Source organism: Kordiimonas lacus, assembly GCF_001550055.1.
Taxonomy (GTDB): Bacteria; Pseudomonadota; Alphaproteobacteria; order Sphingomonadales; family Kordiimonadaceae; genus Kordiimonas; species Kordiimonas lacus.
In genome coordinates this window covers 479,704-500,273 of the sequence record NZ_LRUA01000006.1, presented here as the reverse complement: position 1 = coordinate 500,273, position 20,570 = coordinate 479,704, and the positions used below count along the sequence as shown (strand labels likewise).

Genomic DNA, 20,570 nt, shown 5'->3' with positions numbered 1-20,570 from the left:
TTCACTGCCTCCCCCTTTTTGTATTTGTTGGCGTTTGTCCGGTGGACGGGTTTTCGAACACGGCAAGAAGTTTTGTCATCGTTGCCACTTCCGCCCTGAGGCCAGCCAATTCCACTTCCTTGGATCGCATATCATCCTGGACAAGTTGGTGCCTGTTCAAGAGATCATCATGCGTTTCCTCGAGCGTAGCATATTTCGTCTCTATGTCACCGAACCGCCGCAGTTCTTCCGATTGGTTCACCAACTCTGATGCCTGGGCCTGATTTTCACTCTTTTGGTTTTCCAGGGCGGCATGAGCATCAGTCAGCCTGGTCGTTAGCGCACTGTTATCCCTTGCCATTTTGGACAGCTCTTCCTGTTTTTCCCCAAGTTTTTGGGTCAACTCGCGCTTTTCCACATGCAGTTGCTGCATCTGATGCTCAAACCGACGGTTCTCTGCGTCGCGCTGCTCTTTTACGGATTGGCGGTAATGCTCCAGGCTGTCGCGGACGTGCTGGTGTTTCTCCTCCAGGGAGGCTATTTGCGACGCCTTTTCAGACAGTCGCGCTTCCTGGTCTTTTAGGCGAAGTTCCTGCTCCCTCTTGTCTTCAACGGCACTCTCCAAAGCTGACCTGGTATTGGCATGCTCCTCTTTTTCCTCCGCAAAACACGCGGAAAGTACCTGTAGCTGCTTATCGCGTTCCGAAAGCTGGGTTTCCCGGTCGGCAATCTCGCGAAACAGTGCTGCGATCTGTTCGGCATGATCCGTTCTGGCCTTGTCGACGACATCCTGCGCTTCTTTCTGCAGTTGGTCTGCGAGGTTGGCCACCATGTTGCGCAACGTATCGGTCAGAAAGGCGTCAGCATCGACCTTGGCTGCTTCCTCCGCCTCCAGCTCCCGGAGATGACGGTGGATGGTGGTTTTGGAGCCCGTGTTGCCCAGTTCGACACGGACAGCGTCGATCGACGGGTTTTCGCCGCGGGCGATCAGCGCCTGCCGTGCCTGCTTGACGCTTTGTTTGTCGATTCCACTGCGTGCCATGACTTTTCCTTATTTCATACCATATTATGTACTATGTATATACATACCATAATTGTACATTGGATTGACAACAAAATTACGTTTCTAAAATTTGATAATGGAGGCTTATCACGCCTTAAGCGTTAATATGATGATGAGGTTGAAAAAATCGGTATGATACATCAAGCACAGACAGATCTGACAAAGTGACGCTTTCATGAGCCGTATCGAAGAGTATGTACAAGCCGCGACCCGCGACAACACCCGCCGGAGTTACGCTTCGGCCATTGAGCATTTTGAGGTCGGTTGGGGCGGCATGCTGCCTGCGACAGCCGACAGGGTCGCCCACTATTTGGCCGACTACGCGGACAGCCTGTCCCTCAACACGCTCAAGCAACGACTGGCCGCAATCGGTCGCTGGCACGTGGAACAGGGGTTTGTCGACCCAACAAAGGCAATCCTGGTCAAACGCACGCTGAAAGGTATTGCCGAATTACATCCCCATCGGGAGAAGCAAGCCGCACCGCTGCAACTGGCACAGCTTGAAGCACTCGACGGCTACTGGAAAGCTCAGCTTGAACTTGGTACCGCGACGCCCAGTGAGACGCTAAGAATACTGCGTAATCGCGCCCTCATATTGCTCGGTTTCTGGCGCGCCTTTCGCAGCGACGAATTGTGCCGGCTTGAGGCTCAGCATATCGAGTTTGATACCGATACCGGGATGACGCTCCATTTGGTGCAATCCAAGAGCGATCGCAGCCACGGCGGCACGACATACCGGTGTCCAGCTCTCAGTCGGCTATGTCCAGTGGCTGCATGTCGGGCTTGGCTCAATGCCTCTGGCATCAAGAAGGGGCCTCTGTTCCGGGGTGTCGACCGGTGGGGAAACTTCAATAAGACCGGAATGCATCCCAATAGCATCGTGCCGCTACTGAGGAAGGAATTGGCTGAGGCTGGCATAGAGGCCAGCCGATACAGCAGTCACTCTCTCCGTCGTGGTTTTGCCTCTTGGGCCAACTCTAACGATTGGGATATAAAATCGCTAATGGAGTATGTGGGCTGGAAGGACGTTAAATCTGCCCTGCGCTATGTGGACACGGCGGACCCCTTCATGAAGCGACAGATGGAAGCTGGCCTGCGAAAAACAGAATCTGAGGATGCTTGACGGTAGAAATTGCCCTTTCAGTCTAGGTGGCCACCCACCATAGGCTGGATCATGGGGTACGCCCCAAGTGGAATTGGATTGCCAGCCAGGGGCCGCGTTTGAGCCCTTTTTTGACCCTAAGCCCTCTGTGCAGCTGCATGTCTAAGTAAAACAGCGTGGTCAGAAAACTTAGTTTGATGCGAAGGTCGACACCGAACCGCCGCTGCACGGCCTTTTTCTGAGCGGCAGACGGCCATCTGCCTTTGATGAAGTCGTCGAAGCGCAGAAGGAGTGGCGCGGAGGGAACCGAGTTCGCCTTCTCGTTATTACATTTGACATGTGCGGCGACGCAGTTGCTGATATCCTTCGCACCGCCATTGCTGATCGGTATGAAATGATCGGTACTTGGGTAACGATCTGAACCGCGCTTCACCCGTGGCGGCAGGTGCATCATTTCTTCACAGTAGAAGCAAAGACCATGGCTCTGGTTATAGAGTTGCCTGAGCTTGGCGTTCTTGAGATCGCTTTTTGCGGCTTTTCTAAATTCCATGCTTCGTCCAATTGTTTACCTCAGACATTGCGCATCAACTTTGCTGGTTACATGTCATCGGACGATGGAGTGGAAATTTCGTTCGGGTGGGAAACGCGATTATCTTCCATGATTATCGCAGCCGCCTGCCACAACAGGTCTGCTATTGTCGCCGGTTGAGGCGAAGCGCCGAGGCCGTACATCTGACCGTGGTAGATGAGAGTGGCCAGTAGCTTCTTGTCGCCATGGTGCGCCCCGGTGACGGTGAGCCGTTCATGGGCCAACCGGATGGCCCCGTACGGCTCATCAATATGGCGTTCCAGTTCCCTAAGGACGTCCACTCGCGACAAATTGGCAAAGCGGTTATGATGTCTAAGATGTTCGACAGAATTCATTCGAACGGTCTTGGAGCCCACGTCATACAGCTTGTCTTGAAAGGAGATGTTGGTCATATCACTCTTTCTATAAAGTCCTTCCCTGTCACGCTATGAAATTATGCTCCAGGCCAGATGTCGCCATTTGACATTGGCTCTTATCCGGGTTTTGACTTGCGAGCAACACAGCGAATAGCGCGCAGCAACTATTCGTCCAGCAATCGATCGATGATGACGCAATTGGGCGTGTCGCCGCCGCGACATTCCGCCGCCATGCTTTCAAGGGCTGCCTGTAGCTTCACGAGGTCGGCAACCTTATTTTTGACCAGTTTCACATTTGCAAGTGCCATGCCTTTCACATCATCGCAGGCATAGGTGCCATCCACCATCTCCAATAGGCCTTTCACTTCCTGATTGGTAAAGCCAAGGTCTCGCGTGCGGCGAATGAACTTCAGTCGCTTCAGATGATCCATGGAATAGCATCGATAGCCAGACGCCGTGCGCGGAGATCTGATGACCAGCGAGGGTAGCATTCGACCGCTCCTGTGGAACGGCATCGTTATCGGCCTTGTACTGGTCAGCTATGTGATCAATATCGGCTTCTCCCGATCCTGGAAGAAATGGCCCGCCGCTGTCAGTGCAGTGATTTTGATGGGTTTCGCACTGATGGGTTATATGCAGGCTGGTCACATTGAAACGCCCTTGCTGGCGCAGGCGGTTCATGTCGGGGAGCTTTATATCTTCAGCCATCTCGGGCTTGCCTTTGTGGTTGCCGCGCTGATCCGCACGCCGGGCTGCGAGATGCGCGCATTCCATCATCTATTCTCTTTGGTCACAGGAACGCCGATCAAGGAACACCACTGTCCTATCGGCCCACTTGGTCCAATCGACAGGTGGGAAGTACGCCAGACATGGTACCGGTTGAACCGAAAATAATAGGGTTCACTCGCTATCATATTAGGGTTCACTCGCTATCATATAGAGAACGTAATTTTCCCTGGTAGCACCAAACCGTTCCGAACATCGTGTCCAGCAGCGGTGTCGCATCAATCTGTGAGAAACCAGCTTCCTCAAGCATATTGGGCAGGTTTCCTCTGGCATTATCTAGGGTAACGGCCAAGCCATCAAGCAGGCGCACCTGCCAGAAGGCGGCCCTAAGGAACATATTTGCCCCAGGCCCCCAGTCGATCAAAACGAACCGACCGCCGGGATTGAGCAACGCCTGAACGGACTTAAGCGCCTGTTGTTTTTGATCATGGGTCAAGTGATGAAACATGAGGCTGGAGGCCACACAATCGAAGCGGCCAATATCTTGCTGTGGAAATGAGGCGGCGTCCGTCACATTGACCTCTCGGAATGTGACTGCAGATACCTCGCCTTGGAGCCCCATCTTATTGCGTGCGATCTCCAAAATCTCAGGATCGATATCATATCCAGTGATACTGGACTTCGGCTCAGTCTGCGCCAATGCGAGGGACAACTCACCCGTGCCACACCCGAGATCCAATATGGCTTCTCCTGCCGCCGGCGCTATCGCGTCGACCGATAATCTTCGCAGCGCTCTGCCACGCGTAAAATATTCGATAACCAAGTCATAAATGCCCGTCGCCCACTTGTAGCGAAGAGCTGGGACAAAGGCCTGGGACTCGCCCTTTTCGTGTTCTACGATATTCGGCACTGCCGCCTCCTGATTTGATTTCCTGAACGACAGATTAAGTGAACGACCGGCGAGCACACTTGAATAAATGGCCATTTATTCAAGCCGCCTGGACCTCCAATCATTATCTCTGCCCTGAACAAAGGAGAGAGATCGATGTTTGTTTTGAGAGAATTGATCAAGGTGACCTATGTGCCATTGATGCTTGGCGGCTTTTTGGCTGCCGCGCTTTACGCCCTTGCAGGCGGCTACGGTTATGGCGCGCTGCTGGTGCTGCTACTACTTGCTATTGGTATCTCGTTTGCGTTGGAACGGCTTGTGCCATACGAAAGGCAATGGAACCAAGACCGTGGGGATAGCTGGCGAGACGTGCTTCATGCCTTTGTGAATGAAGGCGCCAACGCCTCGTCTGTGGCCTTGCTGCCTTTGATTGTCGCCATCGTACCGGGCTTCGATATTTGGCCCACCGACTGGCCAATGTGGGGGCAACTGTTCCTCGCCATCCTGATCGCTGACTGCGGCATCACTTTGGTGCACTATGCAAGCCACATCCATCCTACCCTGTGGCGTTTCCATGCGGTTCATCACAGCGTCAAGCGCATGTATGGCTTCAACGGCCTTATGAAACACCCGCTTCATCAGGCCATTGAAACGCTCGGCGGCACGTGCCCTTTGATCCTGATGGGGATCCCGCTAGACATTGCCGCCCTGCTCGCCTTCGCGGTCGCCATCCAGCTACTCCTGCAGCATAGCAATGTAGACGTGAAAATCGGGCCGCTCCGCTATATATTGGCGCTCTCGCCCCTGCACCGGTTTCACCACATCAAGTGGCCTGTGGAGGGCGACGTGAATTTCGGCCTGTTCACCACAATCTGGGACCGGATGCTGGGGACAGCCGTATATGACGCCAAACGCCGCTTCTCCTCAAACGACCTGGGCATCGGTAAGGAACCCAACTATCCGGACACTTATCTGGCACAGTTGATCCGGCCGTTCAAAGCGCCCTCTAAAACAGAAGCAACAGTTCCAAATCAGGCTGCGGAATGAGTTGTCATCTGACATAAAAACCCTTTAGTATCAGCGCTGTAATAAAAAGGGAGGGATAGAGTGAGAATACTTATCTGTGCGGCGCTGATCGCCATCGGGTCAACGTCCGTTTTCGCGTCTGCAGACGACAAAAAAGCGATCAAAGAGATCATCGCCGCCATCGAATATGGTTGGGAAAACGGCGACGGGGCACCGTTCCGAAAGCATTTCCTCGATTTCGAGGGGGCCCGATATGTAGAGTCCGGCGGTCAGAATGAAGGACTGGACGATCTGGTGACCAACCATGTGGAGCCGGAGAAAGACGCCCTTGAATATCTGCACCTCGATTTCTCGGATATCGAAATCCATTTCGAGGGCGGATTTGCCTGGGCCATCGCTGACACACGCGTTAAAGGCAAGGTCAGGAAAAATGGACGCGAGTTTGATAAAGCCGGGCGCCAAACATTCCTGTTCCGCTTGGTGGAGGGCGAGTGGAAAGTGGTACATACCCATTCTTCAAGCCGCGACTATAGGCCAAAGAAGCACGAACACTAGACAGCTGACGTTTCTGCAACTGTCATCTGAATCTTTAAAACGCTATCTGTGGGGGAGACACCAAATGTCTCCCTCATTGTTCTTGAGAAATGGGCAGAATCTGAAAAACCCGCCTTGTGGGCAGCCGCGGTTGCATCTGCCCCCGCGCCAATCTCGGCAACCGCAACACTCAGACGCCGCCACAGGACATACCGCCGAAGCGGCATGCCGATGATGGCACGGAACAGTTTCGTAAAACTGCTTTTGGACATGCCTGCGGCGCGCGCGATCATATCCTGCGTGATTTTGCCGCCCAATGCACCGTCGATGGCCCCAAGGGCGCGGATCAGCCTGGGATCATCAACAGTGGCTTTTCGCTGCCGCAGCGCGGACAGCCACTCCGAAAGAGCTCTACTCTCGGCCTCGTGTCCCGCCAGCAAGGTTGGCTCAATATAAAGTAGATCAAGGGGCTGCTGGCTTGGCGCCAGCATGTGCTTTGCATTCGATGGGATATGGAGAAAACGGCCCACCATCTGGCGATCATCGAGGGTAACCGTCGCCTCGCCAGATTCTGAGAAGACAAGCTGGATAGGATAATGGGCATGGAAAGTCGTGTCGCCGGCGGGCCCATGATAATGCGCCCACCCTTGCGCGAGCAGGAGCTTCCCGTGCCAGCTCACTTCTCCGCCCAGTCAATCAGGGCGATTTTCCAGTCCTCGCCCTCGCGCCGCAAGAGCATGAATTCCCGCCCGTTGTTGTCATAGTCTTTACCGTTATAGGTGCCCACGCTGCGGGAAAAGGTAACGATCCAGGCCCTGTCGCCGGACTGGCCGGTTTCACGAGACAGGATCTCAAAGGTCATATGTGGCACGAACTTCATATCGGACTTCATATGGCCAGCCATATAGGCGGCTTTACTCGACTGGGCATGACCGCCTTCGATAATCAGTACATCGTCCGCCAGCAGCTTATCGACGACCTGTTCATCACCAGACTGAAGCGCGGCCAGAAACGCGTCGGATATGGCCGCCGGGTCAATCGGCACGGTGGCCTCGGCCACTCCGCTATGATCGTGATCTGCGTGGTCATGCGCTTCACCTTCTGGGGGCACCGCACCATGATCATGGTCCACGTGCTCATGCGCTTCATTTTCCGCAGTCGCTTCACCATGGTCATGGTCGCCGCCATCTGCATGGCTGTGCCCGGCGCCGGAGCTGTCTGGCAGGCGCATCACACCAAGGCCATGGCGATAGACAAGCTCGGCGCCCAAATAACCGGTGATGCCGACAAGGCCCGTGACGACAAGGCTGCCCGCGACAAGCAGCACTGACACCTCCTTGGCTCGACGGCACCAAAGCGCGAGCCCGAACAGGGCCCCGGCTGTAATCAGGGCCCAGAAACGGTGTGTCTTCATCACCGTATGGGCCACATCATCGTGCTCTACGGAATTATAGGCTTGCCATCCGGCCAGCAGTGTGAGGATCGTTACAACCGCCGCAGACCACAGCGTCCAGCGTCCGACAAGCGCAAAGGTGTCAGCCTTCCCGGCCACGATCTTGGACAAAACGAAAAAGACACTCGACGTCACGACAAGTGCAATGGTGAAATGCACCAGCAGCGGGTGCCAGTTTGGAATGATCAGATCGTTCATGTGTCCCTCCCGATATATTCTGAAAAGCATGCATCCTGCAGCCGGTACTATACTCCAAGGTCAAGCGGCATTTTGATCAAAATTCGAAGAGTGCCAGGCCCTCAACGCCCTGCCTGGTCGCCCAAAAGCCATATCAACCGCACTGAATGATGCATCTGCACTAAACAGGCTTTCCGCATCGCCCTCATTTTAAGCGTCCCCATCCAGATTTTCCAGAATGGGGCACCCCTCGGAGCTTGCTTCGCACAGGCTCAACAATAGCGACAGTTCTTTTTTGAGGGTCGTAACTTCAGCGAGGTGGCCTTCGATCTCCTTGAGCTTATGATGCGCCAATTCCCTTACCTTTGGCTGGGCTGTTTGCGGGTTTTCCCGGAACGACAGCAGGTTGCCGATCTCCGCCAGCGTAAATCCCATCCTTTGCGCACGCTTGATAAACTTCAGGCGCGAGATATCCTTATCGCTATAGAGGCGTCTGCCTGCTTCGTTACGGTAGATGCGCTTCAGCAGACCGATCTTCTCATAGTAGCGCAACGTATCCGCGCTTACCTTAAGCTGGGTTGTAATGGTCCCTATCGGGTACATGCTTCACCTCATTTCCAGAAGAAATACGCGTTCAGCATATAGAGCCCAACGAGGATCAGGGTTACACCGCCGACGGCTTCAAAGACTTGGCGCCATCCCATCAAGGGTTTCAGGGACTCGAGCCAGCCGACACTGCAGGCGCCAATCACCAGCGGAAGGGTGCGTCCAACCGCAAACACCAGCATCAGAAGCGCGCCATAGAGCGGAGACCCGATAGCCGCGCTGGCGCCTAGCCCCACCCAAAGGCCTGGCGAACAAACCGGGCAGATACCGACGGTAAATGGGATGCCGAGTAAAAAAGCGCCGCCGGCCGTGGCAACACGCTCACCCTTCATCGAGAGCCACGGCAAGGGCAGCCTGATCCAGCCCGGCCAGATCAGTCCGAGCAGGATCAGGAGCGGTCCGAGCAACAGCCCCCACTGGCGGCCCAGAAAATTCTCGACCCAATAGCCGCCGAGGGCGGCGCCGGTTCCCAGTACCACATGGGTCAGGACCATGCCGAGGGCAAAGGAGAGCCCGAAGGTCAGCGCATCCTTCATGGAACGGGCCCGCGTGACATAGGCCAGTACCATCGGCAGCGAGGCGAAGGACACCGGATTGAAACTGAACAGGAAGCCGGTGATCAGTGCCGCCCACAAGCCGGCGATGCCGCCAGCCTCCATGCCGATATCAGCTAAGTGGGGCATGAGTGTTCCGTTTATCCAGAGCGTCCCGAAGCGCTTGGTGCAATTTCTTCTCGGAAGGCGGACCCGTGAAAGCGAGAACGCCATCGATCGCGACCGACGGCGTGCTCAGGACCTCGAGTTTTACGGCATAATCGATTTCCTCCACGACATTGACTTCGCGATAATCAAAGGACCCTTCCGGCCAATCGGCGACAACGAACCGAATACGGTCTCTGGTCTGGCGGCACCGGTTGCAGCCGCTTGCGGTCAACAATTCAACTATCACTGGCTTCGTCATGGCGGCTCGATCCTCAGAAGTTGACACGAAAGCCCATCCTCAGAACATAATCCCGTTCCAGGGCAGTTCCATTCAAATCCTGATAAATAGGAATTTGGAGGGCGGACTCGATTATATAGCGTTTGGTGACATATTGCAGGCCGGGTGTCAGAAAGAGCGTGCGCCCACCAGTATTTGCGTCGATAACCCCATCAACTTTGTTGCCGTCTCGCTGCTCCCAGTTCGCTTCCATAATACCATAGAGAAAACCCGGTGTGCCGCCGGAAAGCGTCTTGGGTAGCAAGCGGTACTGAAGATATCCGTCCAGGCGAAATTCATCGCCGAAATCGATCCCACCCTTTGTGCCATTGTGGCGATAGGAAACCTGAGCATCAATCTCATATTTGAGTGTCTGGAAGGTTACGACCATGCCAACGAACTCGTCCCAAGCTCCCGTGCTCATCTGTAGGGATGGCGGCAACAGACCATCATCGTCGGTATCCCTATGTTCAGCGAGCGGTAACTTTACACCGGCAAAGCCTCCAATCCTGAGTGTCTGGCCGACACCGTCTTCCTGAAAAAAGGTGTACCGGGCCATCAGGGTCGGATCGCTAATGCCCAGATTGCCGCGTTTGATTTCCTGATCCAGTATGGTGAGCCGAAGGGATCTGTCACTGGCTGGCAGGATGCCAAACAACGCCAGCTTGGGCGTTGCCCCATAGCCGAGAACCGAAACCAGCGTGTTGGATGAGAAGCGCCTGTTCATGCCGCTGGGGTCGGAACCAGAACGCCTCAATATAAGTTGCTCGCGCCAAATGAATTCATCCTTTGCGACTGGAAGCGCCGTGTTGAAGGTGATCGGCGCCGCCTGAACAGGCACGGAACCGGCCCCTGGCCAAAATAGGCACAGGCCGGCGAACATCACACCTAAGTTACGGGTGCTCATTTTCCTGACCATCCGTATGCTTGTGGTGGCCCGGCAAATGGGTAACCCGTTCAACTGTATGAACGCTGAAGCCCGCGTCGGTGACAGCTTTGCGGATCAGAGCCTCTGGCAGAACCTTGCCATCCTTCATCTCAATGGCGACGGCACCCTTGTCCAGATCGGTACGAACAAAAGCGACACCCTCAAGTTTCATAATCTGCTTCTCGACGCCACAGGCGCAGAAGGGGCAGGACATACCCTTGACTTTGACCAGATATTGCTCGCCTGCCATAGCGGCGCTGCTGATCAGCAACAGGAGTGCGGCAGCAGCCAGTTTCATTTCAACTCTCCTCATATTTTTTCCAGCCAGAGGGCAATCGGGAGCAACGCATAGGCAGCGAACATGGCCAACAGGAATATCCCGGTGCTGCCCCAAAGAAGGAGGCGCTGCATTTTGAGCCTTTTGGCATTTTCCATATCGCACGAGGAAACCTGGTGCACACGATACCAGCTGTAAGCCAGCACAATGGCCGTGAAGCCAAAGGTCAGATATTTATATTCGGATAGTGTTGCGAGCCACGGGACAGCTGAGACCATAGAGGCAACAGCGCTACCCATCCCGAGAGCCACAAGGACGATCGGCAAGGCGCAACATGTCGTACCGAGGAGAGCGAGGCCCACACTCCCGGCAATGCTGCCATTGGTTTTGATTCTCTCCAAAGCATTTCTCCTGAAGCCATGAATGAAGCCAAGCTACGAGCTGGAGTATACTCCAGATCAAGCAACTTTTCCCAAACGCACGGTTTTGTGAAGGCAACTGAAATAAGAGTTTTATAGAGAGGGTTCGGCCTCGGAGGAGGTGCTGCAACTATGGCAATCCTTTTACTGAGCCTTCCGGCCATCATCCCGGACTATGGCCCGAAACGTAAATCCAGCGTCCTCAAACAGTTTCCGTAATTGCTCGGGATCGAGTTTTAGCTTGTCGGAACCGGTCACGATGACAAGGCCATTCGGCAGATCAATATCTACATGCTTCACACCGGGCAGTTTCATAAGCTTTTTTTCGATACCGTAAGCACAGTATGAGCATGCCAGACCGTCGACCCTTATTTTTACAAGTCTGTCATCTGCATATGCGGTCTGCATGATAGCGACCCAAAACAGCAGCGGGATGACAAGCTTAGTCGATTTGAATATGTGCATGAGATACCACTCCCGCTAAAAATGCCATTCGAGTCCCACCAGCCCACGATATCGCGCCTTGGCCTGGTCGCCATTGAGCTTTGAGATAATGGGGATTTGAACACCGGCTTTGACGGCTAAGTTTCGCAGGGTCCACATCACGCCCGGTGAGACAAACCATTGGTCCCCGCCGCTATCAGCCAGAGGCAAGCCTGCGACGGTGGACGATTGTGTCAGCTCGCCGTTCAACTCTACCATCCAAACGGTGTCCGGTGACCGGTAATCGTTGACTTTTGGTCGCCACCCCACAGCAAGATCGACAAACAGTCGGTCTCCGCGCCTGTCCGGCTTGGCATCGTCGTTGAAAAGATAGCGGACGCTCGCCCAGCGATACCATTTCAGGCTCTCATAACCGTAGGCCAGGCCCACCAACAGATCATTGGTGCTGGTGTCGGAAAAGCCGCCTGTATCGAGTTTTAACTGCGCAAGGATCGCTGCCGATTCCTGGACGCCTTTTCGATCACTGCGCCAGAACCGGTATTTCGTAGAAAGGGACACGGCACCGACACCAGATTCCCGCCCCAAAGGGCCTCTTTCCCATTCATAGGGAAGCTCCAGGCCAACAACCCAATTGCCTGTAAGACCATATTTGATGGCGACAGAGGCTTCATTGTCTGAAAGGCCTCTGGCCTTATGGCGAGCGTATTCCGCGTGGACTTCTATGCCATCCTTGAACAGCACATGGGGCCCGGGGCTAAAAACTGGATCATGGGCAAAGGCAGTGTCTGACAGAAACAAAGCAGCCAATAATCCTGTGAACGTTGCAGCGCCAAATATTCTGCTGAGCATCTAAAACTCCGGTTGCGAGTCAAATTCGGAATATCCTCGCATATGGAGTTAACTCCAGCACAAGCGATCTTTAGGGCATATCCGATCATTGGGTAGGAAGAACCTTTACTTAATAGACGAATTCTATAGAGCCATTCAAACGGTTGCTTGTTAGAGGCACCGAGCAGTAGAAATGACAAAAAAGAACCTATGTTTGACAATTGTTAGCGCATAAAAACGAAGAATTGCGTTGTTGGAGTAGCCTATACCTCTGCAACATATTGATCATATGCTACAATATGACCAGGAAAACAGATGAACCGTACAAGGGTTTTGAGTGAAGTGTCGGGAGCATTACAGCAAGATGATATTGTCCGGCGGGATTTCATCCATGTGGCGGCCGGAACTTTCGCTGCCACCGGCGCGGTTATAACCTGCTGGCCATTTATCGACAGCTTTAACCCAGCGGCAGATGTCCTGGCGGTTGCGACCATCGATGTTGATCTCACATCATTTGGCATTGGCGAGCGGGTGACCGTTAAATGGCAGGGTAAACCCATTTTCATAGTTCATCGCACCGAATAGGAAATTGCTGCTGCCCAGGATGGTGACAATGAGTCTATGGTCGATAGGGCAGAGGCAGCGGATCGTGTTCAACGCCCAGAATGGCTGGTTGTTAAAGGTATCTGCACACATTTGGGCTGCGTGCCGATCGGGCAAAGGCCCGGAGATGAACGCGGTCAGTGGGACGGTTGGTTCTGCCCATGCCATGGCTCGCATTATGATTTGGTTGGTCGAATCCGCAAGGGACCAGCACCAAGAAATCTTGACATACCACCCTATACGTTTGTTTCGGACAGTATTTTACGCCTCGGTTGAATATTGTAACTTCGGCAGAAGTAAAGCTTTGAGGTGTTTACCTTGTGGTGACAATGAGATGTCACGGTTCTCGTTTCAGGCCGTATGTGGAATCATTATATCGTCGCCCGGGACAGTCCTGAATAAATGTGTTTTTTTCATGTCTGAAGTGGGCTTCATCATACTGGGCAACCGAAACACTCTTCGCTTGATGTGCATTTGGAGGCAGTGCCCGATCAATCTCATTTGCCAGATAGGTTACTGGAAATGTCACGCAATTTATCACTCTGTCTTGCTCGTCATAAAGGGTGACATCAAGATGTCGCATAGACCGCCGTGTTGCCGGTTTAGGCGGTTTCAGTATTTGCCCGCGCAATACAAAGTTGTCTGCGATATGTTCATAAACAATGGCCATTTCCTTCATCGTTTCCGGTGTTACCACAGTTATCTTTGGATCGCCGGCAACGGCTGCAGCACTAGCAATTGAAAACCCGGACAGTAAAGTTGCGGTATATAAAATATGAAAGTTGTCGTTCCACATGGTCACCGTTCCAACTCCTCTATTAGCGTTACAAACGGGTGCTAGAGGCGTTTCTGGTGGGACTACTACCAATGGACGGGCGCGATTTTGAGATCATCCACCCCCCCCCTGTAGCTTTGAGAGAGAGGAAGTCCGCCAAGAAAGCTCCTCCTACACAAAAAGTATAACAGATTGGTCATAGTTATTAAACCTACTGACGGGACGCGATAATAACCGAAAACCGCCTAGAGTACTGAGAATAATTAAGCAGCCCCGTCAGATGTTCTAGCTGGCTGAGCCACAAAAAAAGGGAGGCCGTCGCCTCCCCATTACAGCTCAGTAGCAGTGCTTTACGAGAACTAGAAGGTGAACTTAATACCACTTACCCATGTACGGGGCTTGCCTGGCAGCAGGCCTATCGGGCGACGGGCAACCGAATATTTTTTGTCAAAAAGATTGTCGATGGTCGCGAACAGTGTAATGGCTTCAGATATCTGATACTGTGCTGCCAAATCAAAGATTAGGCGGCCATCAACACGGTCACCGGAGGCTATTCCTCCGGATCCGGCGGTTACCCGAGTGGCCGAAACATAATTGGCCTGCAGAACAGAGCTGAAGTTATCATTGTTCACGCCCGTGCTCACGGTTAGCTGGTGCCTTGACAGATAGGGAAATTCATCGCCTTTCGTTACATCACCCCAGAAACTGTCCTCAAAATCAGTTCTGAACTCAGCGTCAGTAAAAGTATAGTTAACATAAAGAGGCAGCTGCCAGCCGCCTTGGAACTCCGCAGTGTATCCAGCAATAAGTTCCAGCCCCATGATCCGCGCTTTACCGCCATTAAACTGATCGCCAATTTCGGCATCTGAGCAGCCAACAGCTGCGGTGCAGGTTCCAAGAATGTTCGAATAATCGCTATAGAAAGCCATTCCTTCAAAATAGGCGCCATTGTTGTCATAAATGGCTCCAAATTCAAAGTTGAGGCTTTTTTCTTCCTGCGCGTCAGGGTTGCCAGCCCCAGGAGGGTTGAAGCCTTTGAAAATGCCGCCTGTTAAGGTGAGGTTTTTATTCACTTCATATTTGATACCCAGGCCTGGAACAAATGTATTCACGCTCGTGGTTTCACGTGCATTCTCAGCGCCACTGCGATTTGGATCATCGCCTGCCCAGTCAGAGCGATTCAACTCGATGCTTTCAAAACGAATGCCTGGCACGATGGTCCATTTTCCAAAACTAATAGTGTCCTGAGCATAGAAAGCCCAAGCATTAGCACTCACCACCCGGTTACCCGCACTGCCAAGGCTAGTTTCGGAAGCATACTGCAAACTGCCTCCAACTACCGTATACTGCTCGTTATATTGCAGCCTGTCTTCATAGTCTTCGTGATAGCGAGCAGATAACTCCAGATCGTGAACGACATTGCCCGAGGTGAACGGAATTGCAATGACGGACTGTATGCCTTTGGACACATATGACCGCGCATTATGCCGAATCCGAATGGCGCCCTCGGCGCTGTCCGCATCCCCTCTTAGCCAGGATAGTTCTGTTGCACAGGTGACAGGGTTATCCAGGACAAACTGTCCTTTGTTGCAGCCCTCGCCAACCGTGTTCTTTAGATCATGAAATTTGAACCAGTCGCGCTTAAATTCGTTTCGGTAGGCTGTCGTTACCATTTCCAGACCGTTTTCCAGCTGTAACTCATAAGTGAGTTGGACCTGTTCATGCTCTGTATCAATATTGTCTAGTTCCGAGGCGACATATCGTTGATAGGGATCAGCCTCAAAATCCGCGTCAGTCAGGCCAAGGTATGTTTCGTTCGAGTCGCCATCGGTCTTGGTAAGCTTGATTTCAAGCGCCTGATGTATTGCCGCATTTTCGTCCGTGAACAAACGAAGTTTCGCCAGATAATCTTCTATGTCGTAACCTGTGTCAGCACCATTTGGTAGACTCTTAAAGCCATCGTTGTTGCTATCGAACACTTCTACTACACCCGCAACGTTTTTGCCAGTGCCGCCAGCAACTCCATGCAGCGTACGCAGTCCGTCACTGCCGATGCTCAGATTGGCAAAGCCGCCAAACTCCTCGGGTATTGAACGGCTGACGAGGTTGACAGCTCCGCCAACAGAGCGGGGTCCAAACTTAACTGCTGCAGAACCCTTACGAACCTCAACAGCCTCCATTCTTCCTGCGGTCGGGAAATAGTAGGCCGATGGCGATGCATAAGGGGCTGGCGCAATCAAAACTCCGTCTTCCATCAATGTAATTTTGGCAGAGCGCTCGACGCCCGAGCCCCGGAGGCCTATGTTCGGCCGCAACCCGTAACCATCTTCTTCTTGAAGATTGACACCGGGCACGAGGCGCAGAACCCGATTTATGTCCTGATACTTAAAAATCTCTAGGTCTTCGGCGCTGAGACGAGTTGCAGAACCGATCACATGCTTACGGTCTGTTGCCTTACCGATAACCTGAATTCGCTCCATTGAGATGTCAATGAAGTCCATTTCGGCGTGGTTGGCTGTAGCATCGTCAGCCGCGTAAACATGAGATGCGCCTGCCATAAGTGCAACGACTGCGGCACCGGTGTGAAGAATGGGGTTCATGGAGTGTTCCTTCAGGTATTAATAATTACTCGCGTTATTAATCGCACCAGTTATCACCCAAAACTTGCTTTTGCAAATAATTATTAATTGAAGCTGATAAACACACATTTTTGGAGCGCGCCACTCCTATTGTTGACCGTTTGCTGACCTAGCATTGCTTGCAGCAAACTAAGAAGTGATGCGTTTGGAAGCTATTCGTGTCCCTGACAAAGGCTGTGATCAGCGAGCACTTTGATAATCCTGCAATCTGAAACTTTACCGCCAGAACAATGGCTGATCATGCGATTGAGCTCTTCCTGCAAGACCTGAAGCGATGCGATCTTGCTTTCAACATTGTCCAAGTGGGTTCTTGCAATAGCGTCTACTTCATTGCAGGGGCGGTCAGGCTGATCAGATAGCGCCAATAGATTCCTGATATCGTCAAGGGAAAAGCCCAACTCACGGCTATGGCGGATAAAGGTCAGCCGCTCCAGATGGGTTTCATCATACAGTCGCCTGTTGTTTGCCGCTCGGATCGCCTGGGGCATGACCCCGATCTCTTCATAGTATCGGATGGTTTGCACTTTGGTTTCAGTGCGCCTGGCTAGTTCGCCGATCATAAATTTCTGCGCCATTCATTTTCTCCTTGCTCCTACAGTGACTGTAGCATATAGGTTTACAGGAGAGAAATTAACAGTGATTCGAGGTAACAATGTCTGGCGAATGCGGCTGTGGTGCAAACCAGAATTTTGACGGCTCGTCACCGGCCTACAAGCGGGTGCTGATGATCATCATTGCCATCAACTTTGGTATGTTCTTTGTTGAACTTTTTGGCGGATTGGCCTCCGGTTCGATGGCGCTGCTTGCTGACTCACTTGATTTCCTGGGCGACAGTGCGACCTATATCATCTCGCTCATTGTCATCGGCATGCCGCTTGCTGTGCGCGCCAAAGCGGGCCTATTCAAGGGCATTTCACTGTTTGTGATCGCCGCCTGGGTTCTGGGTAGCACCGTCTATCGTGTATTTGTTGAAGGTGTTCCCGAAGCGCTCACAATGGGGGCTATAGGTATTGCCGCCTTTGCCGCCAACGTGATCAGTGCGGTGCTCCTGCTGAAATATAAAGACGGCGACAGCAATGTGCGCTCTGTATGGCTCTGCAGTCGCAATGATGCCATCGGCAATCTGGCTGTTATCGTTGCGGCTTCCGGCATCGCCGCGACCGATGCGGCATGGCCGGACCTGCTGGTTGCAGGCATCATGGGCAGCCTCTTTATTCATTCCGCCACCAGGATTGTGCAGCAATCATGGCAGGAACTCTCTTTAGAGAAGCTTCGTCAGACTGGCAGCGGTGACAAATGCGGCAAAAGCCTGTAAGGAAAGCAATAGGCATGAAATCACGTGACGGTGTTGGCACTGAATAATGGTTAGATTTCTGAAAATACTGCTTCTGTTGATATTCGTGACGGCGCCGACGCTGGGCATTGCGCTTCTTGACGCGCAGGAACCAGACGACCACTTTACCGAAAGCTTTCATGCCGCAGAAACTTCGCATCAGTCGGCTGACCGCGATATCCACTGTAATTGCCATATCATCCACCACGGCACCTTTTTAACCAGGGTGAAGACCTTTTTCCGGATTGGCGAAGCCACAAAGCTGCGCCCTGCTCCGGCACAGCGGGCCATCGGGCAACACCCGGAACCCGGACTGCATCCACCTTCGCACACTCTCATCTAACGATGTCCCTGCGTGGACACTGAAGGAGCTTTCCTCTCTGGAATCTCTTCAGGTCGCGCATATAACAATCTTTTTGAGAGTGTATAAGCATGAAATATATGCGACATGCCCTATTGGGTGTCGCGGTGATCGGCATTTGTACTGGCATGGTACAAAGCGGTCCTGCCGCGTGGGCGGACAGCCAAAAGCGTCCCATCCTACATGAATTTATAGAACAAGTCTCTGCTGACCATCCAGCCTTGAAGGCAGCAGAAGCGGCCCTGGCGGCTGCCAGAGCCAGAGCCAAGGGCCAGTCTCGCCCCATCTACAATCCCGAAATCGAAGTTGGCTACGAAGATGGCGCTGAGGTCACCAAGGAGATCGGCCTTTCACAAACATTCGATTGGTCCGGCAAACGCAAGGCCCGCACGCTCGTCGGGCGCGCTGGGATCGATGCAGCCGAGGCCAGCTACGCCATCGCAAAGAAAGCCCTGTTGAGCGACATTCTTGAAGCGCTTTCCGAGTATCAGACAGCTTCCAGCCTTCTGGATGTTGCAGAAAGGCGCGAAGACCTGAGCAGACAGTTCCTTGATCTGGCCGCACGGCGCCATAAGGCCGGTGAGATGCCTCAGGCAGAGTTGCTGACAGCGCGTTTGGCACTTGCGGAGGCACGGGCAGCGAAGAATGAAGCGATGCTCGTACTTTCTTCAGCAGAAGAACGCCTCGCGGCGATCAGCGGCCAAGACCGGGACGTCTGGCCCCGCCTTACCGGTGCGCCACTCCATACCGTGATCGTGCCGGAAACGACAGACTATGAGCGGCTTCCGGAACTGAGGTTGGCGCAAGCGCAATCGGAGATCGCCCGTGCCCGCATCCGGGTAGCCAAATCAGAGCGTATGCCTGATCCCACGGTTGGCGTCAGGGTTGGCGAGGAAGGCAGCAGCAGCCTTGTCGGGCTTTCTGCCTCCATTCCTATCCCAATCCGCAACAGCTACCGGGATCAGGTGGATGCGGCAGGATCTGACTTTCTGGAAGTCCAGCAAAACTATTATGCTGAAAACAGGCGTGTTCGGGCACGTTATGATGCCAGTCTGAAACGCTATCTGGCGGCATCTCAAGCTTGGAGCCTGTGGCAGGACCAGGGGGCTGAGCCGCTTAAAGAGCAACGCCTGCTTCTTGGCAAACTACTGGATGCACGCCAGATCGGCGCCATCGATTATCTGATTCAACTCAATCAAACATTCGCAACTGAAGAGGCTTCTGTCGAGCTGAATGGTCGGCTCTGGAACGCCTGGTTTGACTGGCAGGATGCCGGTGCAACGGTTGAAGAATGGCTGGAGACAATTCAATGAAATACTCAATGAAATTTGCGCTGCTGGCCTTGGTTTCGCCACTGGCAATCGACACCGCCGTTGTTGGCATGCTGCCACAGCAGTTTGCTGCGTTCGCTTACAGTCAGGATGAACACGGCGACGGGCATGCTGAAGAAGAAGGCGAAAAGCACGGCGAAGAAGAAATCATCAAAATGTCTGATCAGGAATTACGTGATGCAGGTGTTGTAACCGCGCGCGTCGCACCGCGGACATTGGCAGAGACGGTCTCGGCTCCTGGGGAAGTTACCGTCAATCAATATGCAACCATTCAGGTGACGCCCCGTATCGAGGCCCAAGTGATCGCACGCCATGCCCGTATGGGGGACGTGGTTAAAAAGGGCCAGCCTCTCGTAACCATGTCCAGTGTAGAGACGGCTCGTGCGCAGGCGGATCTGATCCTGACAGAACAGGAATGGCAGCGGGTCCAGAAGCTCGGGCGGGACGTTGTCTCCGAACAGCGTTTCCTTGAAGCGAAGGTGGCGGCACAACAAGCAAAAGCCAAAGTGCTCGCCTACGGCATGTCAGAGGCTCAGGTTAAAACTCTGCAAGCCAACGAAGTCTCTGCCGCCACGGGTGAGTTTGATCTGTTGGCAAATCAAGACGGCACCATCATTCATGACACGTTCGTTGTGGGGCAGATTATAGCGCCTGGCAATCTCCTGTTCGAAGTAAGCGATGAAAGCCGGATATGGGTAGAGGCCCAGCTGTCACCGGAAGAAGCTGCCTTGGTCGAACAGGGTTCTCAAGCCTGGGTCACAAAGAACGGTATATCCATGACAGGAACTGTCGTGCAGGTCCACCACCGTGTCGATGAAACGACACGAACTCTGTCTGTTCGGATCGAGGTGAATAATCAGGAAGACAATCTCCATCCGGGCCAGTTCGCTGATGTGGCAATCCAGACTGGCGAAACCGAACGGGTTGTTGCTGTTCCAAATAACGCGATCGTTCTTCTTGAAGGTCAGCAGGTGGTGTTTAAGCGCGAGGGCGACGAGTTGCATCCCATGCCGTTGGATCTCGGCATCTCTAAAGGCGGCTGGACCGAAGTGAAAGCGGGCCTATTTGGCGGCGATGTGATCGTTGTTGAGAACGCCTTCCTCATCAAATCCCTCATCTTGAAGTCCAAGATGGGTGAAGGCCATGGGCATTAG

Annotated in this window: 26 protein-coding genes and 1 pseudogene; 9 read left to right on the top strand and 18 right to left on the bottom strand. The window is 53.3% G+C overall.

Annotation, left to right across the window (positions count from 1 at the left end; translation table 11 throughout):
* Window position 1: 1 nt before the first annotated feature.
* Entirely contained in the window at window positions 2-1,021 is a 1,020-nt protein-coding gene (locus KORLAC_RS10525) for a DNA-binding protein (protein WP_068306288.1), read from the bottom strand.
* A 196-nt stretch (window positions 1,022-1,217) separates the two neighbouring features.
* Between KORLAC_RS10525 and KORLAC_RS10520 the strand changes: the two genes are divergently transcribed.
* Entirely contained in the window at window positions 1,218-2,165 is a 948-nt protein-coding gene (locus KORLAC_RS10520; RefSeq protein WP_068306286.1) for a site-specific integrase, read from the top strand.
* Between the two features lie 49 nt (window positions 2,166-2,214).
* On the opposite strand, the gene KORLAC_RS10515 is transcribed toward KORLAC_RS10520, so the two are convergent.
* From KORLAC_RS10515 to KORLAC_RS10505, 3 genes are all read right to left on the bottom strand, one after another.
* Window positions 2,215-2,694: an HNH endonuclease gene (locus KORLAC_RS10515; protein ID WP_068306284.1), complete on the bottom strand. Its 480-nt coding sequence runs from the start codon at window positions 2,692-2,694 to the stop codon at window positions 2,215-2,217.
* A gap of 47 nt (window positions 2,695-2,741) precedes the next feature.
* On the bottom strand, window positions 2,742-3,125 hold the full coding sequence (locus KORLAC_RS10510; RefSeq protein WP_068306282.1) for a hypothetical protein: 384 nt from the start codon (window positions 3,123-3,125) through the stop codon (window positions 2,742-2,744).
* Window positions 3,126-3,253: 128 nt separating this feature from the next.
* The gene (locus KORLAC_RS10505; protein WP_160328625.1) at window positions 3,254-3,520 is read right to left on the bottom strand and encodes a MerR family DNA-binding protein; all 267 of its coding nucleotides are present in this window, start codon (window positions 3,518-3,520) and stop codon (window positions 3,254-3,256) included.
* A gap of 40 nt (window positions 3,521-3,560) precedes the next feature.
* On the opposite strand from KORLAC_RS10505, the gene KORLAC_RS10500 reads away from it, so the two are divergent.
* Entirely contained in the window at window positions 3,561-3,983 is a 423-nt protein-coding gene (locus tag KORLAC_RS10500) for a hypothetical protein (protein WP_068306278.1), read from the top strand.
* Window positions 3,984-4,011: 28 nt separating this feature from the next.
* Here the strand turns inward: KORLAC_RS10500 and KORLAC_RS10495 are convergent, their stop codons facing one another.
* Entirely contained in the window at window positions 4,012-4,725 is a 714-nt protein-coding gene (locus tag KORLAC_RS10495) for a class I SAM-dependent methyltransferase (RefSeq protein WP_068306276.1), read from the bottom strand.
* A 135-nt stretch (window positions 4,726-4,860) separates the two neighbouring features.
* Between KORLAC_RS10495 and KORLAC_RS10490 the strand changes: the two genes are divergently transcribed.
* Window positions 4,861-5,751 carry a sterol desaturase family protein gene (locus tag KORLAC_RS10490; protein ID WP_068306275.1) on the top strand — a complete coding sequence of 297 codons (891 nt, stop codon included), beginning with the start codon at window positions 4,861-4,863 and terminating at the stop codon, window positions 5,749-5,751.
* Between the two features lie 60 nt (window positions 5,752-5,811).
* The gene (locus KORLAC_RS10485) at window positions 5,812-6,285 is read left to right on the top strand and encodes a YybH family protein (RefSeq protein ID WP_068306273.1); all 474 of its coding nucleotides are present in this window, start codon (window positions 5,812-5,814) and stop codon (window positions 6,283-6,285) included.
* On the opposite strand, the gene KORLAC_RS10480 is transcribed toward KORLAC_RS10485, so the two are convergent.
* The 10 genes from KORLAC_RS10480 to KORLAC_RS10435 form a co-directional block, all read right to left on the bottom strand.
* Complete coding sequence (locus KORLAC_RS10480) at window positions 6,282-6,944, bottom strand: helix-turn-helix transcriptional regulator (RefSeq protein WP_068306270.1); 663 nt, start codon at window positions 6,942-6,944, stop codon at window positions 6,282-6,284. The genes KORLAC_RS10485 and KORLAC_RS10480 overlap by 4 nt on opposite strands.
* Window positions 6,941-7,915 carry a DUF2231 domain-containing protein gene (locus KORLAC_RS10475; protein WP_068306268.1) on the bottom strand — a complete coding sequence of 325 codons (975 nt, stop codon included), beginning with the start codon at window positions 7,913-7,915 and terminating at the stop codon, window positions 6,941-6,943. Before KORLAC_RS10475 ends, KORLAC_RS10480 begins: the two co-directional genes overlap by 4 nt.
* A gap of 189 nt (window positions 7,916-8,104) precedes the next feature.
* Complete coding sequence (locus KORLAC_RS10470) at window positions 8,105-8,497, bottom strand: MerR family DNA-binding protein (RefSeq protein WP_068306266.1); 393 nt, start codon at window positions 8,495-8,497, stop codon at window positions 8,105-8,107.
* A gap of 8 nt (window positions 8,498-8,505) precedes the next feature.
* Window positions 8,506-9,183 (bottom strand): cytochrome c biogenesis CcdA family protein, encoded by a 678-nt coding sequence (locus tag KORLAC_RS10465; RefSeq protein ID WP_068306264.1) that lies wholly within the window; start codon window positions 9,181-9,183, stop codon window positions 8,506-8,508.
* The gene (locus tag KORLAC_RS10460) at window positions 9,167-9,460 is read right to left on the bottom strand and encodes a thioredoxin family protein (protein WP_074519318.1); all 294 of its coding nucleotides are present in this window, start codon (window positions 9,458-9,460) and stop codon (window positions 9,167-9,169) included. The genes KORLAC_RS10465 and KORLAC_RS10460 overlap by 17 nt, the downstream gene beginning before the upstream one ends.
* Before the next feature lie 13 nt (window positions 9,461-9,473).
* The gene (locus tag KORLAC_RS10455) at window positions 9,474-10,385 is read right to left on the bottom strand and encodes a transporter (protein WP_139167450.1); all 912 of its coding nucleotides are present in this window, start codon (window positions 10,383-10,385) and stop codon (window positions 9,474-9,476) included.
* Window positions 10,372-10,704 (bottom strand): heavy-metal-associated domain-containing protein, encoded by a 333-nt coding sequence (locus KORLAC_RS10450; protein ID WP_068306260.1) that lies wholly within the window; start codon window positions 10,702-10,704, stop codon window positions 10,372-10,374. Before KORLAC_RS10450 ends, KORLAC_RS10455 begins: the two co-directional genes overlap by 14 nt.
* Before the next feature lie 11 nt (window positions 10,705-10,715).
* Window positions 10,716-11,084 (bottom strand): hypothetical protein, encoded by a 369-nt coding sequence (locus KORLAC_RS10445; protein ID WP_068306259.1) that lies wholly within the window; start codon window positions 11,082-11,084, stop codon window positions 10,716-10,718.
* A gap of 162 nt (window positions 11,085-11,246) precedes the next feature.
* Window positions 11,247-11,567 (bottom strand): heavy-metal-associated domain-containing protein, encoded by a 321-nt coding sequence (locus KORLAC_RS10440; protein WP_206594920.1) that lies wholly within the window; start codon window positions 11,565-11,567, stop codon window positions 11,247-11,249.
* Between the two features lie 15 nt (window positions 11,568-11,582).
* Window positions 11,583-12,395 carry a transporter gene (locus tag KORLAC_RS10435; RefSeq protein ID WP_082714611.1) on the bottom strand — a complete coding sequence of 271 codons (813 nt, stop codon included), beginning with the start codon at window positions 12,393-12,395 and terminating at the stop codon, window positions 11,583-11,585.
* Between the two features lie 294 nt (window positions 12,396-12,689).
* Between KORLAC_RS10435 and petA the strand changes: the two are divergent.
* A pseudogene (gene petA / locus KORLAC_RS19265) lies at window positions 12,690-13,253 on the top strand (ubiquinol-cytochrome c reductase iron-sulfur subunit).
* Window positions 13,254-13,314: 61 nt separating this feature from the next.
* Here petA and KORLAC_RS10425 read toward each other — a convergent pair.
* From KORLAC_RS10425 to KORLAC_RS10415, 3 genes are all read right to left on the bottom strand, one after another.
* The gene (locus KORLAC_RS10425; RefSeq protein ID WP_074519317.1) at window positions 13,315-13,779 is read right to left on the bottom strand and encodes a hypothetical protein; all 465 of its coding nucleotides are present in this window, start codon (window positions 13,777-13,779) and stop codon (window positions 13,315-13,317) included.
* A 332-nt stretch (window positions 13,780-14,111) separates the two neighbouring features.
* A complete protein-coding gene (locus tag KORLAC_RS10420) occupies window positions 14,112-16,352 on the bottom strand; it encodes a TonB-dependent receptor family protein (protein ID WP_068306253.1) in 2,241 nt (746 codons plus the stop codon).
* Window positions 16,353-16,543: 191 nt separating this feature from the next.
* Window positions 16,544-16,966, bottom strand: a complete 423-nt coding sequence (locus tag KORLAC_RS10415; RefSeq protein ID WP_068306249.1) for a MerR family transcriptional regulator — start codon at window positions 16,964-16,966, stop codon at window positions 16,544-16,546.
* Between the two features lie 77 nt (window positions 16,967-17,043).
* Here KORLAC_RS10415 and KORLAC_RS10410 point away from each other — a divergent pair, with 77 nt between their 5' ends.
* The 4 genes from KORLAC_RS10410 to KORLAC_RS10395 all read left to right on the top strand — a co-directional run bounded on the left by KORLAC_RS10410 (window position 17,044) and on the right by KORLAC_RS10395 (window position 20,570).
* Window positions 17,044-17,706 (top strand): cation efflux transmembrane domain-containing protein, encoded by a 663-nt coding sequence (locus KORLAC_RS10410; protein ID WP_068306247.1) that lies wholly within the window; start codon window positions 17,044-17,046, stop codon window positions 17,704-17,706.
* Between the two features lie 46 nt (window positions 17,707-17,752).
* Window positions 17,753-18,067 (top strand): hypothetical protein, encoded by a 315-nt coding sequence (locus KORLAC_RS10405; protein WP_068306245.1) that lies wholly within the window; start codon window positions 17,753-17,755, stop codon window positions 18,065-18,067.
* Window positions 18,068-18,156: 89 nt separating this feature from the next.
* Complete coding sequence (locus tag KORLAC_RS10400; protein WP_068306243.1) at window positions 18,157-19,398, top strand: TolC family protein; 1,242 nt, start codon at window positions 18,157-18,159, stop codon at window positions 19,396-19,398.
* On the top strand, window positions 19,395-20,570 hold the full coding sequence (locus KORLAC_RS10395; RefSeq protein ID WP_068306241.1) for an efflux RND transporter periplasmic adaptor subunit: 1,176 nt from the start codon (window positions 19,395-19,397) through the stop codon (window positions 20,568-20,570). Before KORLAC_RS10400 ends, KORLAC_RS10395 begins: the two co-directional genes overlap by 4 nt.